The organism is Bacillus sp. B4EP4a, assembly GCF_006680105.1.
GTDB lineage: Bacteria > Bacillota > Bacilli > Bacillales > DSM-1321 > Peribacillus > Peribacillus simplex_E.
In genome coordinates, this window is the sequence record NZ_VHIK01000022.1 from 1 (window position 1) to 18,860 (window position 18,860).

The window sequence follows — 18,860 nt, forward strand, 5'->3', positions numbered from 1 at the left end:
ATCTAAAGCAACCTATACCATGTGGTTTGAAATCCTGCGAATAAGCGAGTATTCGTGAGCATTTTCTATTAAACTGAGGGAGTTCATTAAGAAAAGCGAACCTTATTAAAGAATCGCGCCCTATAGTTGAAGATCGATTAATTTAATTCAACTGGTGTTTATTGCAGAACTTTCATAAAGTGTCTTATCAGCAAAAAAAGGTTGGATATCTAAAAAAGTACCTAACCTTTTTTGTTACCATAACGAGTGTTATAGGCCCAGTGACAGGGTTCTGATAGTTATCCGTCAGATAGTTTCCAATTACTAGAAAATGATTCTTGCTAGTATCATGTAATTCACACCTCTGCAGCTTGCATAAGTTCGTATATTTTGCGAGTTGTATTTACATTTCTGATTGTTATTTGTTGGTATGGCTTTGAACCAACGAGTTTAGTCATACCGGATTTGGTAATATTTTTTTTTTCAACCGACCATAGAATGGCTCCAGGAACGTATTTCACCGTATCAATTTCTGGTTTGATGACCAGCTTATTGAGCACTGACTCATCATCAATTTCGTCCCATAAAAACAGCACATCGCTTCTCATCTGTTGGTCGTTCGTCCATGACTCTGGAAGGGAGTGTATGACTTTTTTAAAATCATCAAAACTACGGACTAAAACTTTGATTTGTAATCCGAAGTTTGTATGTATAGCCTCTTCTAAAATATGGGATATTGTTGTTTTTGATTGGCCATTCACTGTGAAAATAATATTACCTGAATTGATATATGTAGCTACAGAGCTCATACCCACTCGTTCAAAAGCTTGTTTAAGCAACTTCATGTTAATTTTATTTTTCCCACCAACATTGATTCCCCTAAGCAGTGCGACATAGACCATAATAATCCTCCTATTAGTTTGCATTTTATATTAAACATTTGACGGATTAGAGCAAGAACCCTGTCACTGGGCCTTATAGACAGTTTTTATTTTGTCATATTTTATTTTTCAGGTTTTCTAGATTGTCTATATCTCCATTTACTATCAAACCAATATGATCGGAAATAACCTCAATATCTAAATCCCACCATTTTATTTCTAGCAATTTGCTAATGATTTCTTCTGAGAAACGGGTTTTAATTTTCTTTGCAGGATTTCCTCCGACAATTGTATATGGTTCCACATCTTTAGTAATAACTGATTTGGCTGCTATAATAGCACCATCACCTATGTAGATTCCAGGCATAATGACCGTATCCATCCCAATCCAGACGTCATTTCCAATTATCGTATCCCCTTTAAACGGCAATTGATCTAGCGTTGGTGTGTATTTCTCCCAACCTTGTCCAAAAATATTGAACGGATAAGTGGAGAAGCCATCCATCCTATGATTAGCTCCATTCATAATAAACGTCACACCGGGTGCTATGGCACAAAATTTCCCTATAACAAGTCGATCACCAAAAAATTCGTAATGATACAAGACTTGATCTTCAAAGGATTCTCCATTTTTTGCATCGTAATAAGAATATTCACCTGCAATAATATTTGGTCTAGTAATTGTATTTTTAATAAATTGTAAAATATTATTTCCTTTAATCGGATATTTATCTGTAGGATTCGGTCCATGCTGCTTATTTGATTCCATAGATATTCACTACCTTTCAAGGTTTTTATTCAAAGCTTAACCGGCCTAACTTATTGCATTCCTCAGCGAACCACAAGGCCTTGTCAGGTCCTACTACCATACCATGTGGCTCCGCATTTTTCGTAGGAATAGGATATTCCGTAATTTCACCGTTTATTGTAATTCGACCTATTTGATTACTTCCCCATTCAGTGAACCATAAAGCACGATCAGGGCCGGTTACAATTGCGTGTGGACGAGCATTCGGAGTAGGAATGGTAAACTCACTTATTATTCCAGAAGTAGTAATTCTGCCAATTTTATTTCCGTTAATTTCTACAAACCAAAGTGCACCATCCGGTCCATTTGTAATACCCACAGGACCAGCCTGTTTTGTGGGTAACTTATATGTAGTCACTTCCCCGCCTATCGTAATCCGACCTATTTGATTACTCTGATTCTGAGTAAACCATAGAGCATGATCAGATCCAGCCACAATAAAAGAGGGATAAGAATCAGGAACTGGCAAACTATACTCAATAATTTCACCTGATGATAAGATTCTCCCTATTCTATTTCCGTTCATTTCTGTAAACCAAATGTCTCCATTATGTCCTTGCGTGATACCAAAAGGTCCCGAATCGCTGTTCGGTAGCGTATATTCAGTAATTTCACCTGTTACTGTTAGTTTTCCAATTTTATTTGTCCTATTTTCAGTAAACCATATATCACCCTGATCTGTAGAAGTGATAGATAGCACACCTGCATTGACAGTAGGAAGATCAATATAAGTCACTTTACCATCAACAGTCATTCGACCTATTTGATTCGCTTTATGTTGTGTAAACCATAGGGCACCATCTTTTCCCCTAGTAATTCCATAAGGACCTGAATCTATATGAGGAAGCTCAAATTCTTCAATTTTTATTCTCACGTTAATTCCTCCTTTTTCTTGTATAAAATTATTCTAGTAATTCGTTATAAAATAATTTAATTCTTACGAAAAAAAGTTTTGTATACGGGGCATTTTCAGTTAACATAATTCATTGTTATCGGTAGCAATACAAATAACTCCGCTTCAATTTATTCGAACCGAGTTATTTGTGTTGAAAAATTTCTAATCAATTACAGCATTTTATATATTTCAATAAGGTTCCTATCTGGGTCTAGAAAATGTGCAATACGTCCATTCTTTACGATCGTGTGGTTTAGTAATAAATCCAATCCCATTTTCTCTTAAACGGTTATAAGTCTTATCAACGTCTTCTACTTCAAATTGAAGTAAAAATTTTGATTGAGATTCCCCTTCTAAAAATTCATTTTCCTCTCCGACCACTTCTGCCATGGCTTTTCGAGATAAAAGCTCGATTTTCGTTTCTCCGTTATTGAAAAGTGCATATTCCATTTCTTCCTCGTACCAACTTATTGAAAGTCCTAATAGATCTTTGTAAAAATTGGAGATTTTTTTAAAATCATTAACCAACAGTCTGATTTGTAATAACTTCAATTCAATCTCCTCCTAATAATATAATTCTCTTCATTTACAAAAAAACCTTTATGTAAACTAAACCTGTAGACCATCTACATTTCTAGTTACCATAAACTAAATAACATCTTCAGATTAACTTCGATTCACTTACGAATAATCCCTTCTCTTATTCAAGAAAATGGCCCAATTGTTGAACAAAGATCAAACAGCACTCTTCAACTAAACTGCCCCTTTAGTTGCATAAGAAAAAGCTGCCATAATGACAGCCCCCATGCTATTTGACGGTTTTTCTCATGAAGTTAATATCATCAATTTCTTTAGTGAATCCCCATTTTTCATAAAAAGATATTTTGTCAGATTTACAATACAATTCAAAGTGTTGCACAGATTGAAGTTTAGGGTGTGTCGTTACTTGATCTAACAATATTCGTCCCAAACCTTTTCCTTGATACTCTTCATGGATAATAACATCGAATATTAAGGCTTTATAGACAAAATCTGAAAGAACACGTATAAAACCAATGAGTCTATTAGTTTTATTTTCACATATTCCAATGAGGATGTCTGTGTTTTCGAGCATTACCAACACGTCTTCAACTCACAAAAAGCTTAGCAAATTCATTTATATTGTTGAATTTACCTTAACTTTTTTCTTTAGTGTTCACTTACAACAAAGTTGTTTAATTTTAATAATCCATACATTACACCGTTCGTAAATGGGACAGTGTTCAAAAAAATAGTTATTTAATTATCTTCACCCTGTACTCATTTTTACAAAAAATAAATAACAATAAAGTCGATTAAATCTGCTTAAGCTTCAACAATTGCGCCCGATTCTGGAATATTGAAATATGGAAAGGCTGCTTGATTGATTTAACAACGTTGTGCAGTAACAATAAAGTCGTTTAAAAATAAGCTGTTCAAGGCATATTCTTACGTAAGTAATGGTCTCGATTCTTACCATAAAGTTGTTTCATTTTGCACTGTCAACAAGACTGCATGATGCTCATTTAGGAAATATAGTTGTTTGAAAAAACGGTGGAATGCGGGTTTCTGTGGTCATTAACCACCTCGAATGTCTGACATATTTTTAGGAAATCTCTTGCATTGAAATTGCTATCGTATTCTAAGTATGGTTCACGTCAAAGTTACGTTTGTGGGGATCATGTAAGACCTACTAAATGGTTGACAGTTGGTAGATGAAGCAGGAAACTTCCGCCTTTTAGGCGGTGGGTAGTTCACCTATTCAAAACAGGTATTGTTTATTTCACTCGAAGCACTATTTTTCCCTTGGATGTCCGATTTTCGATACTCTCATGAGCTTTTGCTACTTCAGATAAATCCAGTACTTCTGTTACATCGACCTTCACTTCGCCACTTGCCACATAAGAAAGGGCTTTTCGTGCTGCTTGTGCAACGATTTTTGGATGGTACACACTTAGTAACTGTAGATTAAATCCAAGGACTGCTTTGCTACTAAACCAAAGTTCATTCGCAGATGGGGTAACGTCTGCTGCTTCACTTGCATTGCCCATGACAACCAATCGTCCTAATGGGGACAAGAGAGATAATCCTGTTGTTCTGGCTTCTCCTCCTACTTGATCAATGACAATATCTATACCACTACCTGCAATAGTTTGTGCGTATTCATCTCGTAAATAAACTTCGTCATAGCCTAAACTTTTGGCATATGCTACTTTTTGTTTGCTTCCTACTACTCCAATCACCCTACCTGCTCCAAGGGCACGGGCCATTTGCCCGATCGCACTTCCTACTCCACCAGCGGCAGCATGTACCAGTACCGTTTCGCCTTTTTGTAAATGTGCCACACTGGATAAAATCATCATCGCGGTCGTTACATTGGATGGATATGTTGCTGCTACTCGCATATCTACAGTTTTTGTTTCTTGATCCAACGGGATAACCAAATCCTCACTCACTTTCACTACCTCTGCATATCCACCACCATTTACAATTGTTAGAGCTGCAACAGGTTGACCTACTCTTACTCCCGTTACTCCTTCACCGATTTCTCGAATTGTTCCAGATACCTCAATTCCCGGAACAAATGGAAGCGCTAAATCCTCTACAACACCTTTACGAAATAATACCTCCGCATAGTTAACACCTGCATAAGCAACATCAATTGTTACTTCTCCAATCCCAGGTTGTGGAGTTGCTACTTCTTTCTGTGTAAGTACGGATGCTTCTCCAAATTGTGGAATGATAATAGCCTTCATTTTTTCTCTTTCCCCTTTCGCTTGCCTGATAATTACTAGGCATTTTTTGTTTATTTTCTTATCTATGATTTTATTCTAATAGCTACCAATATTATTACGAGTTTTTCATTATACTAGTATTTCAGTAACACCATAAGGAGAGAAATCTGGATGGAAAACAGAAATATAAAAGTGCTTGGGGAGTTTTTAAAGTCACGACGAGCAAAGATTTCTCCTGATGGGCTACATGTTTCGACTGGAATGAGAAAACGAATTTTTTAAATAGAAGCATTATAAACCAGAGCTGAATTTCTCCTAACTGGCCCTAAATATGATTGTTGGCTGCCTACACCTAAAATGTTTTTAATGGTTCTGCAACGGAGTAACATTCTTACACCTATGTTAGTTCGAATTTTTTTACGTACTATCATGCCTTTATTGTCACTTTAAGAGGTAATTTGCGCTTATTTTAAGTGTTATTTTAAGATGCCTCATATTCCCCAACCCTTATTTCAATAAATTTACATTTACCATTTTACGCTAATTCTGTTAAAAAACATATCCCTTATGGAACTATCCTGCCCCGTTAGTTCCATAAGAAAAAGCTGCCTTAAAGACAGCTCCGATCTTCAGCTAACGCACCTGTTACTTTAAGTACAATTCTTCACAATCTTCTTCGATAGTCGAACTAGGAAAAAGCATTGCTTTATTTAAGGCATCGCCTCCTTTTATTTCAAAAAGAATAAAAGATAAACTTAGTCTATTCGTATTTTTATTAGTGTCTAATTATTAAATTGTTCTAACTTTTGTGGTTTTGCCCAGATTAAATAAAGATATCCTAAAATCCCACGTTCATGCTTCTTAATTATCAAATTGGATTGCTTAACTATTTCTAAGATATCTCGATTTTGATGGCATCCAATAGCATTAACTGCAGCCTTATCAAGTTTCTTTTGAATCCAAGCCAGGGTTGGGACGGAAAAGAGCCCATGTTCCAAAAGTAATATCTGTCCATCTTCTTTACACCATTTATTAAAAAGGTTTAAAACATGTACTGGATTTTCATAACCGCAAAAAGAACCGGATGAAACAATTGTATCAAAGGAATTATCAGGAAAATCAAGGCATTCAACATCAGATAAAATAAATTTGGCTTTTACCCCATATTTTTTTGCAGATTCTTTAGCATGTTCAATCATTTTGGGGCTGAAATCTACTCCTAAATATTCTATACCTTTTGGATAGAAGGAAAAATTCATTCCAGCCCCAACAGCCACTTCTAAAGTCTTTCCTTTAACCGATTGGAAAATTTGCTTTCTCCATTTATTTTGCTCTTGTTTTTTAAGCTCTTTTGAATATTTGGCAGCTTGTTTATTAAACTTTTGGATTAATTGCTCTTTCTTCATAAGCCAATTCACTTCCTGATACTATAAATTTCGCATCATCTATTATTATACCAATTTAATATTTTTCCATATTTGACCATCCGATTTGTAATCTTGGGTGAATTCTTGTTGAACTAACCTGCCCCGATAGTTGCATACAGAAAAAGCTGCCTTAAAGACAGCTCCGATCTTCAGCTAACGCTCCTGTTTGTTAATTAAGGGTAGTTTTTCACTTGAATTTGAATGTATGATTATATATATATCGGACATTCAGATTGCCGCCAATTGGCGGCCTTCTTATGACGCTACGCACCCGTTGCCAATTATTCATTCCTTCGAAATACTGATTATTTCATATAGATTACTACAAGCATCCATAAAGCCAAAGCACCAACGATAGCAAGTGCTATACGCGTAGATAGTATCCGTACTTCAAAGTCGGTTTTCTTGGATGGTTCAGGATATGCAATTACGTAAATTCCCTTTAATAGTGCGAGCCATGCAATGACTGTGGTGAATCCCTGCCAGTTTAATGCCCATACATTATGCAGGATAACAGTGCCTAATCCTAGGAAAATCGATAGAAAGCCATACATAATCCCAAATCCTCTGTCCTCGACCACTAATTTTTTCAGTTCACGTAGTACTGATGGACGTACGAAAAGTATTCCCGATACGACAACCGTCATCCATCCCCAAAACAGCCCTAAAAAGGCACTTACTTCCATTATTATCTCACTCCTTTCAATTATATTTATATTTTTTCTAGTTTGAAAGTATGATTATTGTAATGATCGTACATTAAAAAGGCCGCCAATTGGCGGCCTTTTTATGGCGCTAACGCACCTGTTAGTTTAAGTATGATACTTCACATATTAAAAAATTTAATCTCTATCTAAATTATATTAATATCTTAATTGCCCACTAACACATTAAACGAACAAATAAAAAACATCCTCTCTTAATAGAAACGTGATAAAAAACAGTAAACTTTTCTATTACGATGTTATTCCTCAATCTTAAACCAAGGACCTGAAGCTTGAATTATATTCCAAAGTTTTTCAGGAAGCTCAAGCTCGCTTACTTTTGACGTCTTAATGGCTGTCTCAATTTCAGCTACTTTTCCAGTCTGAACCTTTTCTACCCAGTCTGGATTCATGATTAATGTATGACCAATCGCTGCTAGGGATAGACCCTTATCTAATGCTGTTGAAACGTCATCCGGAGTTACCATAGAACCAGCAGCCATTAAAGGAACTCTGCCGTTTACATGTTCAACAATTAATTCAAGATATGTTTTTTCATCTTTACTATTTACGGGCTTTGAGGATAAGGCATTAGCCAACGAAGCATGTACATAATCAACATCTGCTTCAATAAGACGATTAATTAATTCATAGGTATCCTTCATTTTCAAACCGCCTTCTTGGTGTTCGTCAGGAGATATTCTGTATCCTAAAATAAACGGTTTTGTTGCACGCTTTTCAATCACCTTTTTCACTTCTTGAACGATTGCCAGTGGGAAACGCATGCGATTTTCTAATGATCCTCCCCATTGGTCTTCTCGTCTGTTGAAGTAAGGTGAGAAGAAGTTTTGCATTAAAAACCCATGAGCACCATGAAGTTCAACGCCATCAAAACCTGCTTCAATTGCTCTTCTTGTTGTTTCTCCAAATGCATGGATGAGATCTAAAATTTCCTCGTGTGAAAGTTCTCTAGGCAAAACTGAAGGAGCAAATCCAGTAGCTTCAGTCTCTAAAGCGCTGGAACTAACAACCTCACCATTTGGAACAAGATCTGGTAGGGCTTTGTTACCTGCATGGAAAATTTGAAGGACCGCAGGAGCTCCGCCACTTTTCGCGGCCTCAGCTAATTTACGTAAGCCCGGCATAAATTTATCGTCATAAGCTGCGAATTCATTTGTAAAACCGATCCCGTTTGGAGTCACATGTGTACAACCTGTAATCACAAGTCCTACTCCGTTTACTCTTTTTTTGTAATAGGTTAATTCCTCATTTGAAACCGTGTAATCATCATTACTGGACCAAGTTGTCATTGGTGCCATAACCACTCTATTATTAAGGGTAATCCCGTTTTTAAATGTAAAAGATTTAAATAAGTTGCTATATTTTTCGTTCATTTTTTAACCTCTTTCTGAATTGATCAAACATTGTTAGTTTGTCGTATTTTGTAAAGGGTGATTAACCCTTCATGTATTTTAAATGGTGCAAGAATAGGTTAATCCCTAGAGAGCACTCTAACGCAAGTTTTTTTTTATTTTTACTTTCGATAAAAACACGATGTAGAAAGTTGTCTGTACGAGGTTTATCCAAAAGATGCAAATGAAAAAACACCTGGCTCCTTAATTTCTAAGAGAAACAGTCTCCTACTTCATTTTCATAAAAATTTATTTTATTATCCAAATGCTCTAAACTTTGACGAATCTTCTCCAATTCTTCCACTACTTTTTTGCGATGCTTTTTAAGCAGAGCTAACCTTTCCTCCATTGTTTTATCCCCCATATGCCCCCACATGGCAAATCGTTTCATGTCTTTTAGTGACATCCCTGTATTTTTTAGGTGGAGCAAGGATTCAATCCATAATTTATTTTCATCCGAGTAGATTCTGACATTGTTATCGTCTCTATTTACTTTTATTAACCCTTCTTTTTCATAAAACCTCAATGTATGTTCGCTTAACCCAACTATTTTAGAAAATTCCCCAATAGAATATGTCAATATAACCGCCTCCATTAAATCTGATATGTCTATTTCTTCTTTCTTTTTTAATTTGTGACATAAAGAAAGAATAATACTTAGAGCTTACTCTAAGTCAAAAAATTGTAATTCTTCTGCATATGACGATTAACGATCTTTTAGATTTACTTCGTTAAAAAATTTTAAAAAGGAGACATAAAGAGTAGAATAAAAAAAAGCCACTTATTTATTAAGGGTTCCGTTTTGAAGTGGTTTTTCGAATTTATAAACAAAAATGACAGATGTTTTGACTTCGTTATTGGCATTTAAAAAAAGCAAACTCACCGCAGTTTTGGTGAGTTTGCTTTTTTATAGCTATCCGGTTCTTTATGCAACTAAACTGCCCCTTTAGTTCCATAAGATAAAGCTGCCTTAAGACAAGACAGCTTCGATCTTAAGCTAACGCACGTTGAATGGTTATTCAAGTAATAACTCGGACTTAAATACGATTACAGCATTTCCCGCAATCCTTACTTCCTCTGGTTCCTGATTACAAATTTTCACTTGAACATCAATGACACCCGCCCGGTTTATAGCTTCGCCCTGCACTGCTTTAAAACTAAATAAAGTATTATCATGTTTGACAAGTCCATGGTGTATTAAGTATGCGCCTAAAGGGCCGTTCGCATTACCTGTAACAGGGTCTTCGTTAATACCAATTGCTGGAGCAAACATTCTTCCATGAATTAAGATTTCAGAGTAGGGAGCATTCATCGTAAACACATAGAAACCATTGCAATTAATTAATCCACTGACTTTTGTTAGTAAATCCATATTAGGGTTTAATCGGTGAAGAAGTTCCGAATTTTTAATTCCAATCATCACCTTGGAATGCCCGGTAGAAACGATTTGTACGGGACAATCTTCTAATAAATCATTTTCACTAATATTGAAAGCTGTAAATATGTTTTCTAAAGCTAGACCATCAATCACCGCATCAAAACTTATACTACCCTGCGTCATTATAATTTTGTAATCATTATCTTCATTAATCACATCGACTGGTAAAATGCCGGCACCAGTTTTATGAAAAACTTTACCTGTATTTAAGCTATTTTCAACTGCACGAGCATAGTGAGCAGCAATCGTCGCATGTCCACAGATGGGAACCTCATGAGTAGGCGTAAAAAAACGAATATGTACATCAGATTCGCTATTGTCTGATTTAAATATAAATGCCGTTTCCGAATTGTTAAGCTCTCTAGCAATCCTCTGCATCTCACCTGAAGATAAACCATCTGCATTTGTAATTACACCAGCAGGATTACCTGATAATTTTTCTTTCGTAAATGAATCAATTTGATATAATCGGTACTTTCTTGCCATGCCATTTCCCACCTTTAATATAGTGAATTTCCGGTCCTTTATACTATCTATAATTCTTATTATATTAATAATTACCCCATTAGCTCCAAAAAAAAAGAGTGATCGTCACAGCTCTTTAAAGAACTATTGCACCTGTTAGTTCCCTAATGAAAAGGTTGCTTCAGCAACCTCCCTTATTGATGTAAAGCACGCCTTAGCTTAACAAACAATTTAATGATGTGAATTATTTACCTTGTACCTTTTTCCAAGCGAAAACCCAGCAGCTAATAAAGATACTGTCGCTAAACCAACTCCAATAATCATAGAATAGTCGAAATAATTTTTAAGTGCCATACCACTAGATATAGCTACAATAAACAAAAGTAAAAAGAAAATCGTATAATTCTTTTTCATAATTCCTCACCACCTTTATGATATTACAAAAAAAAGCAAATAAATTGTTGAACTAACCTGTGCCTATAGTTAATTAAGGGGGTTTAACTTCATTTTTCGAATGTACGATAATGGGAATTATCATACATTAAGAAGGCCGTCAATTGGCGGCCTTCTCATGGCGCTAACGCACCCGTTAGTTTAAGTACAATGTTTTACAAACCTACTGAATTATCACTTCATTTATTACATGAATGCTGCCCGTCTATATGAGAGCAAGAGATGACTCTTCCACAAATTCTGTTTATTCTCTTGCTCCAGCTTATATATATCTTGATGATTTCACTCAAAAGTATGCAAGACATCGCTTCTCTTTCTCTCCTCAACCACCAACAAAGAATGATACGGAGTCTTACTCGGAATATTTGAATGCCCTTCATGAATTTGATCAAAGAAACAAGTATATCGAAGGACTTCATGTAACAATAATAATACAATAAAAAACAATACAAATTTATTGTAAAACGATAAATCATATGATAAAATCATGTTGTCATTAAATAAGTGAGGTATTTAAAATGAATGTTAAACGAGGTTCAACCACTTTCTTAAAGGTAATTATTTTTCTGGTTGGAATTGCAGTTCTTGCATTGTGCATATTTTTGGTGCCTAAGATCGGGAATTTTGCTGGGGAATTGTATCCAGATATTGCTTATATGAAATCTCTCGTTTTAATCGATATGTACGTGGCAGCGATTCCTTTTTATTTCGCTCTTTATCAAGCTTTTAAACTTTTAAGCTATATTGATAAGAACCAAGCGTTCTCGGAATTATCGGTAAAGGCTTTAAAGAATATAAAGCACTGTGCCATCACGATCAGTACCTTGTACCTGTTAGGTATGCCACTCTACTATCTCATGGCGAAAAGAGTTGACCCTCCAAGTTTCATACCAATCGGATTGGTCATTATTTTCGCCTCAATGGTGATCGCCGTTTTTGCTGCTGTTCTCCAAAGACTTTTACAAGAAGCTATTAATATAAAATCAGAAAATGATTTAACGATCTGAGGTGAATATCATGGCGATTATCATCAATATTGATGTGATGTTGGCAAAAAGGAAAATGAGCGTAACAGTACTTTCGGAGAGGGTTGGAATTACTATGGCGAATCTCTCCATTCTGAAAAATGGAAAAGCAAAAGCGGTTCGTTTTTCTACATTAGAAGCGATATGTAAGACTTTGGATTGTCAGCCAGGTGATATTTTGGAGTACAAGGGCAACGAAGACACTCAATAAAACAGACAACAACTTTCTTCAACCAACGGGATTAGATAGTGAAATTAAGATGAAGGGATAGCTATTAAGCTATCCCTTCTCTGCGTTTATAATTGATATTTAATTAGAGAATTCCATTGAGAATTGCATTGATATTAGTGACAAAAAATGTGATGTGATTTGCATTGTTTGCACCTCAAAAGGGAAGCCGTTAGCCGCAGCCATCCCTTCTTTAATATAAGCACCCGTTAATTTAGATAAGATAAAAACAAAAAGGCTTATATTCCAAAGTGTATCATGTATTTATTTTCCTCTTTAGCTTGAAATATTTTAGAAGCTAACTCATTAAGTTCAGTAGATTTTTTATACATCGTTGAAGATGTAATCACATCATAAAACATTGATAGAGAATCAGGTGGAATAATTGTAATTCCCCAGTAAGCTAACCCAAACTCTGTGCGTTCAAGCGAATGAAAGTAGGTTCTCATAATAGATAAATGCTCATTTAAGTGATTAATAATTTCATCATCAACAGAAATACATTTATATTTTTGTGGTTCATAAGCAATATTTCTTTTCAGATTTTCGATATTATCAATTATTCCAAAATCATGAACAGGCATTATTATCGACCTCCTGATACATAGTATAATGCTTATTGCACTAAACTGCCCCGTTAGTTAATAAAGGGTACTTTTTTACTTTAATTTGTATGTATGATTTTGTTAAGAATCGTAATTTTAGATTACAGGAACTCTTTAACCCATATTTTCCAACAAAAAAAAACCTGAATATGACCGATCTTGGCCAAATTTAGGGTTTTGTTCGTTTGGTAACTTCCGTTAATTAGGTGTTATGTCGACTGGGGTTGTATTGATTTTTCATTTTAAATTAATCTCTCAAAGTATGATAAAAGTTATACTAGATACTAATATAAAAGTTACTAATAAGAATATTGCAATACTATACTTAGACCTATTTGGAGCACTTTTAGCATTTAAGAAAAATATGGTTAATATTATCATGATTATTAAAAAAAATTGTTGTGCAGAAGACATACAAACCCTCCTTATCTTGGTGTTACGATTTAACGAATGCGAATAATGGTTGTTTTGAGAAGAAACTCCACCTTCGAGAAAGTGTTCTTTTACGTATGGTAGCAAGAATGCTATACCGCCCATTCCGGAATATATGCTAAGAAAAATTCCAATATTAAAAGTCGATTTCTAGAACTAATGCACCCTTTAGTTTAAGTGTAATTCTTCACAATCTTGTTGTTGGAAAAAGCGATCTCCATCTTGAAGGATTGCACGATATTTAATAATAATCAATAACCTTTTGTGCACAGGGTTGCAAAATAACCTGTTTGAGGACGGAACAGGCAGCCGTAGCCCACCGCTATGGCTTTTTTTCTTTCAAGTTTTTTTGGCTGTGCTTTCTGCCTTTCTCATCACCCATTACAAACAAAGTACGTGCATAATAAATTCCCGTTTGGCTTGCCCGTACTGCCACTCAAACGTAGTCTCCTTATCCTCGTCGTAGTATTTTTTATATACTCGATGGAGTCTTTCCTTGGATGTTTAGCTACATAATCCGGCTCCTGAAAAATAAACATATACTGAATGATACTTTTGACCAGATTAGAAAGGAGAAATCAGCTTTGACAAAATATCGAATCATGTCCTTTGATGGAGGCGGCACCTTAGGTGCTTTAAGTTTACAACTTTTGAACAGACTGGCTCAGCAAAACCCAAAATTAATTAGTCGAACCAATGTTTTTTCGGGAAATTCAATCGGTTCATTCACTGCCCTTGCGTTAGCAAGTGGAAGATCGCCGAAGGAGACACTCCAGTTTTTTAAGGATAAAATCCTGCCGGCATTCAGCGTTTCCCGACCAGGCGGACCTGTTTTCAACCAACAATTACCATATTCCGGTTTCATTAAAGCGGTACAAACATTTTTTCCACCAGATCTTCTCCTCAAAGACTTAAAAAGACGAATTGTTGTCCCTGCATTTCATTTATTCTCACCTGAGCTGAATCGTTGGACTCCTGTGTTATTCCACAACTTTCCTGGCTCTCCCTATTTAAATGAGAAAGCGAGTGATGTAATACTACGGAGCAGTGGTGCTCCCGCGACGCAACGAGCCTATCAAAACTACGTGGATGGGTATACAGTAGCAACTAACCCCAGTACAGCCAGTATCGCGTTTGCAGTGGGGAAAGCCAAACAGCCGTTGGATCAAATTGCGGTATTATCCATTGGAACAGGTGAAGAGCCGACTCAATTAAGAAGAGATACGAAGGGGTGGGGGATGGTGAGTGCAGATAACATACGCCCCGAAAATATGAAGAACCTTCCCCCAAATTGGGGAGTTCTTTGGGACCGATCGCCCAATGAACCCTTACTGCCATTTCTTCAGATAGTCGCTAGTGGATCCGGTTACTATGAATCCATGGTCAGTTCTCAGCTTCTAGGAAATCGTTTTTTTCGGTTAAATCCACGGATCCCTAATTTATCCAAAACGGACCCTTCTGTGGTTCCCACTGTCATTTCAATTGCTAACAAAACAAATTTACAACCTGCAGTTCAATTTATAGAGAAAAACTGGAATTAATAAAATTATCCCATAAATCTGATTGAATTTTTGTTTTTATTGCAAGCATTTGGATTTTTTATAAAAAAACAGCCAGAACCTGGCTGTTTTTATTTATTTATTCAGTTCTTCTTCAACTATACTGCCCCGATAGTTGCATAAAGAAAAAGCTGCCTTAAAGACAACTCCGATCGATCTTCAACTAAAGCACCCGTTAGTTCTATAAGAAAAAGGCTGCAAACGCAACCTTCCTTATTGAGAACCTGTTAGGTGAAAATGGATTGTACTTTTAAAGCAACTTCTTTCGGTTTAACGTCAAGGAGTGATAGTTTTTCTATATCTACCCATATTGGCAAATATGTACCTCTATCTCTATTTTCATTGGTGTATTCTTCACCTTGTCCAGTACCAAAAGTTCCTTCGATAATTTCAGCTAAGAAAAAGTAATGTGTGCCGTTAAACTCAACCTTTGCAAAGCACTCATTAACGTTGACTTTTACACCTAATTCCTCAAAGGCTTCTCTTTTTGCCCCTGTTTCAGGATTTTCACCTTCTTCAATTCCACCACCAGGAAAAACATAGTAAACAGAACCGTTCCTAATTCTTTTAATCAGTCCAACCATGTTATTTTCTACAAGCACAACCGAACCTCTATCTCTCACACATTACCCTCCCTTATTGCATGCACTTTATTGAATTAACCTGCCCCCCAAAAAAAACTGCCTTAAAGACAGCTCCGATCTTCAGCTAACGCAACCGTTAGTTATATAAGGCTTAGTGTATAGTTGACACAAACTGTGCAATAGGAGGAGAAAGCCTCTGACGGGATTCGGTAAGCATAGGCTATGGATGAACACGCTTCCCTACGGATATTCACCGGCATGATTTACACCTGCCTCAGATTATTTGCTTTTCGGATCTTCTGAAACCCTTACCTTGCGCCCCGGTGGCTTCAATGTGGTTCCTGTGCTCTTCCCTTCTAGAGCTACAGATGAGTTTTAATTTCACTTAATCACTGTCTTAATTTATTTTAAATTCTATGTATATAACTCTTAACAATATCAAAACCTATGACTAGCAACACATTACATTCATAGGAGCTGACAACATGGCTAGAAATAACAACAGTAATCAATTAGTAGTTAATGGTGCAGAGCAAGCTCTAGAACAAATGAAATACGAAATCGCTAGTGAATTCGGTGTTACACTTGGCGCTGATACAACATCTCGTGCAAACGGATCTGTTGGTGGAGAAATTACAAAACGTTTAGTGCAAATGGCTGAACAACAATTAGGCGGAAGAACTCGTTAATCGAAATCATATGTAATGTTAGGGATAGTGATTGGACTATCCCTATTTATAATTTTACAAATTTTTAAAAAAAGAAATAGAAACATCAGTAGCTGTTATTTTGCTACGTCACAGTACGAATACACTGTGTTTGTGGAACTAACCTGCCCCGTTAGAGTTCAATAAGAAAGATGCCAAAGCAACACCCTGTTATTGAAGTAAAGCACCCTTTAGTTCTATAAGAAAAGCGATTCTTATTAAAGAATCGCGCCCTATTACGGAAGATTAATTTAATATATTTATAAGGATTAAGTAAATATATTTATAAGGATTAAGTAAATATAATTTACTTTGTTAAAATTAATCTTTATATCATCACCAACTCCTAGCAAGCAGTCTTGCCGGTCTTTAACCGGAGCAAAAATCATTACATATTCGTCATCTTCACCTGCTACTTCAGACTTACTAAAAATGGGTTCAACTTTTTCACCAGCTGATTTTAAAAATACACAAGATTTTTTATACTCAACACTATAACCGTGTTCTTTATCATGTTTCCTTGCATTAAGGAGTTTATGTTCCAGTTTGCTTAATACTTTGTATTTCAACCCACTCTCATCTGTTAGGAGTTTCGTGTCAGATTTAGTAACGACAATTCTTGTTTCTAATGGTGAAAACTCTACCCTTTTAATCTTGTATGTTTTATTTTCCGAAATTGAATTCCTTATTTATTTTTACTGTTACTCTTTCTAGGATTGCCGTTTGATCAAGCATGAAACCGAGTGGCCATATTGTTTTTACTTTACGAGTCTCGTGGTCATCATATATTGTTAAATTTTTTTATTTCTAAACGAATATCTTGTCCTTCATATTCTTTTATTGATTCAAACTGCAACTTCAGCTATGAATCATATCTTTAAAATTGCAAAGGACCGATTTTTGCTTCTACATGCTTTACAATTTCTGCTGAATGAACCAGTTCCGCAGCTGTACGCATGTCTTTGTATAAAATTCTGTCCTGCTCAAGGCGAGGCACATATTTTCTAAACAAATCGCAGGCTGCAGTCGTTCCTGTTCCAGGCTGTAACGGCTGATGGAATTCAATCCCCTGGCAGCTGCACATCCATTCGATCCCAATCACTTTTTCAGTATTGGCGATTACTTTCAGTGCCTTTAAAGCTGCAGATGTCCCCATGCTTACATGATCTTCCTGACCCCCGGTTGTCGGAATGGAATCCACAGACGACGGATGTGAATAAACCTTATTGTTAGAAACCAATGACGCCGCGACATATTGAGGAATCATATAGCCCGAGTTAAGCCCACTTTGCTCGATCAAATACGGGGGCAGCTCGCTATGCTGAGGCGAGACGAGTCTAAAAATCCTTCGTTCAGAAATATTGGCCAATTCAGATAGAGAGATTGCCAGAAAGTCCATGGCTAAGGCTATCGCTTCTCCATGACAATTGGAAGAGGATATCGCTCTTGCACCCTCTTGATCATCAAACACCAACGGATTATCTGAGGCTGAATTCATTTCTCTCTCCACAATCGTCCGAACGTAATCAACAGCGTCTTTACAAGCTCCATGCACTTGTGGAATGGATCTAATACTAAGAGCATCTTGTGTGCGGTAATCTTTAAATTTTTCCGTGATCTCACTGTTTTCTATCAGCTTATGAATATTATCAGTTGTCTTTTTTTGTCCAGGATGACGTTTTACTTTACTAATTTTGGGATCAAAGGCATAGTATGTACCTTTCAGCGCCTCAAAACTGATTATCGAAACAATGTCTGCCGCCTTAAGAACATTAATGGCATCATAAACGGCCAGAGCGCCAATTGCAGTCATATCTACCGTGCCATTAATCAAAGAAAGCCCTTCCTTTTCATGCAGTTCGATTGGCTTGATTCCGGCCTTCTTCAAAGCCGTCTCGCCATCTGTTAGTACGCCCTGATTATAGGCCTCACCCATACCCAAAAGGACCAAACTGATATGTGCCTGATGATTTAAGTAACCTAGGGAACCTTCTCGAGGGACGAATGGTATGACATCTTTATTCACCATCTCTGCTAATCTCTCTACCGTTTCAAGTCTTACACCAGAATAACCAAGGGATAAATTTTTGATCATCATCACCATAATTGCCCTTACTATTTCCTTCTCCAACGGATCGCCCATACCGCAAGCATGACTCATAATTATATTTTTTTGCAATTCTCTCGAATCAGAGGCTGAAATTTTTATTTTTGAATTCTCTCCTACTCCGGTCGTAATTCCGTATATGACTCGCTCTTCCTCGACAAAACGCTCGACTATATCCCTTCCTTGGCTAATTCTTTTCTTTACACTCATAGACAGCTCCAAAGGGGCATGATGCCTTGCTACTGAAATCAAATCCCCGATACTAAAATCATCTTCAGTTATCATTACTTTTTCTTGTGTTTTCATAATAAACTCATCTCCTATATTGTGCAGCTTGACAAAACATTAACTTTTATAATGTTTAAGCCTTTGGATTAGTAAAATTTCGCAACGAGAC

General features: G+C 36.3%; 19 protein-coding genes and 1 pseudogene. 4 read left to right on the forward strand and 16 right to left on the reverse strand.

Annotated features, from left to right (window positions below; genetic code table 11):
• Positions 1-335: 335 nt before the first annotated feature.
• From FNK51_RS11785 to FNK51_RS11840, 12 genes and pseudogenes are all read right to left on the reverse strand, one after another.
• Positions 336-881 (reverse strand): DUF1697 domain-containing protein, encoded by a 546-nt coding sequence (locus FNK51_RS11785; RefSeq protein ID WP_141993438.1) that lies wholly within the window; start codon positions 879-881, stop codon positions 336-338.
• 94 nt (positions 882-975) lie between these two features.
• Complete coding sequence (locus FNK51_RS11790; RefSeq protein WP_141993439.1) at positions 976-1,629, reverse strand: Vat family streptogramin A O-acetyltransferase; 654 nt, start codon at positions 1,627-1,629, stop codon at positions 976-978.
• Between the two features lie 25 nt (positions 1,630-1,654).
• Positions 1,655-2,542, reverse strand: a complete 888-nt coding sequence (locus tag FNK51_RS11795; protein WP_141993440.1) for a Vgb family protein — start codon at positions 2,540-2,542, stop codon at positions 1,655-1,657.
• Positions 2,543-2,733: 191 nt separating this feature from the next.
• Positions 2,734-3,115: pseudogene (locus FNK51_RS11800) on the reverse strand (VOC family protein).
• Between the two features lie 256 nt (positions 3,116-3,371).
• On the reverse strand, positions 3,372-3,677 hold the full coding sequence (locus FNK51_RS11805) for a GNAT family N-acetyltransferase (protein ID WP_141993441.1): 306 nt from the start codon (positions 3,675-3,677) through the stop codon (positions 3,372-3,374).
• A 682-nt stretch (positions 3,678-4,359) separates the two neighbouring features.
• Positions 4,360-5,337 (reverse strand): quinone oxidoreductase family protein, encoded by a 978-nt coding sequence (locus tag FNK51_RS11810; RefSeq protein WP_141993442.1) that lies wholly within the window; start codon positions 5,335-5,337, stop codon positions 4,360-4,362.
• A 761-nt stretch (positions 5,338-6,098) separates the two neighbouring features.
• Positions 6,099-6,722, reverse strand: a complete 624-nt coding sequence (locus tag FNK51_RS11815; RefSeq protein WP_141993443.1) for a class I SAM-dependent methyltransferase — start codon at positions 6,720-6,722, stop codon at positions 6,099-6,101.
• A gap of 326 nt (positions 6,723-7,048) precedes the next feature.
• Positions 7,049-7,429, reverse strand: a complete 381-nt coding sequence (locus tag FNK51_RS11820) for a hypothetical protein (protein WP_141993444.1) — start codon at positions 7,427-7,429, stop codon at positions 7,049-7,051.
• A gap of 278 nt (positions 7,430-7,707) precedes the next feature.
• A complete protein-coding gene (locus FNK51_RS11825; protein WP_141993445.1) occupies positions 7,708-8,841 on the reverse strand; it encodes an NADH-dependent flavin oxidoreductase in 1,134 nt (377 codons plus the stop codon).
• 229 nt (positions 8,842-9,070) lie between these two features.
• Positions 9,071-9,439 carry a MerR family transcriptional regulator gene (locus FNK51_RS11830; RefSeq protein WP_098371712.1) on the reverse strand — a complete coding sequence of 123 codons (369 nt, stop codon included), beginning with the start codon at positions 9,437-9,439 and terminating at the stop codon, positions 9,071-9,073.
• A gap of 435 nt (positions 9,440-9,874) precedes the next feature.
• A complete protein-coding gene (locus tag FNK51_RS11835; protein ID WP_141993446.1) occupies positions 9,875-10,783 on the reverse strand; it encodes a PhzF family isomerase in 909 nt (302 codons plus the stop codon).
• 210 nt (positions 10,784-10,993) lie between these two features.
• Positions 10,994-11,176, reverse strand: coding sequence for a hypothetical protein (locus tag FNK51_RS11840; protein WP_141993447.1), 183 nt, complete (start codon positions 11,174-11,176; stop codon positions 10,994-10,996).
• 557 nt (positions 11,177-11,733) lie between these two features.
• On the opposite strand from FNK51_RS11840, the gene FNK51_RS11845 reads away from it, so the two are divergent.
• A complete protein-coding gene (locus FNK51_RS11845; protein ID WP_141993448.1) occupies positions 11,734-12,222 on the forward strand; it encodes a DUF2975 domain-containing protein in 489 nt (162 codons plus the stop codon).
• A 10-nt stretch (positions 12,223-12,232) separates the two neighbouring features.
• Complete coding sequence (locus tag FNK51_RS11850) at positions 12,233-12,451, forward strand: helix-turn-helix domain-containing protein (RefSeq protein WP_098371708.1); 219 nt, start codon at positions 12,233-12,235, stop codon at positions 12,449-12,451.
• 257 nt (positions 12,452-12,708) lie between these two features.
• Here FNK51_RS11850 and FNK51_RS11855 read toward each other — a convergent pair whose 3' ends face one another.
• Positions 12,709-13,053, reverse strand: coding sequence for a short-chain dehydrogenase (locus FNK51_RS11855; protein WP_483296120.1), 345 nt, complete (start codon positions 13,051-13,053; stop codon positions 12,709-12,711).
• Positions 13,054-14,090: 1,037 nt separating this feature from the next.
• Here FNK51_RS11855 and FNK51_RS11860 point away from each other — a divergent pair.
• Entirely contained in the window at positions 14,091-15,047 is a 957-nt protein-coding gene (locus FNK51_RS11860; protein ID WP_141993450.1) for a patatin-like phospholipase family protein, read from the forward strand.
• A gap of 245 nt (positions 15,048-15,292) precedes the next feature.
• On the opposite strand, the gene FNK51_RS11865 is transcribed toward FNK51_RS11860, so the two are convergent.
• Positions 15,293-15,688, reverse strand: a complete 396-nt coding sequence (locus FNK51_RS11865; protein ID WP_141993451.1) for an NUDIX hydrolase — start codon at positions 15,686-15,688, stop codon at positions 15,293-15,295.
• Positions 15,689-16,134: 446 nt separating this feature from the next.
• On the opposite strand from FNK51_RS11865, the gene FNK51_RS11870 reads away from it, so the two are divergent.
• Positions 16,135-16,338, forward strand: a complete 204-nt coding sequence (locus FNK51_RS11870) for an alpha/beta-type small acid-soluble spore protein (RefSeq protein WP_034304517.1) — start codon at positions 16,135-16,137, stop codon at positions 16,336-16,338.
• Between the two features lie 287 nt (positions 16,339-16,625).
• Here the strand turns inward: FNK51_RS11870 and FNK51_RS11875 are convergent, their stop codons facing one another.
• Positions 16,626-16,925 carry a hypothetical protein gene (locus tag FNK51_RS11875; RefSeq protein WP_141993452.1) on the reverse strand — a complete coding sequence of 100 codons (300 nt, stop codon included), beginning with the start codon at positions 16,923-16,925 and terminating at the stop codon, positions 16,626-16,628.
• A 308-nt stretch (positions 16,926-17,233) separates the two neighbouring features.
• A complete protein-coding gene (gene hutH, locus FNK51_RS11880) occupies positions 17,234-18,769 on the reverse strand; it encodes a histidine ammonia-lyase (RefSeq protein ID WP_098371703.1) in 1,536 nt (511 codons plus the stop codon).
• Positions 18,770-18,860: the final 91 nt, after the last annotated feature.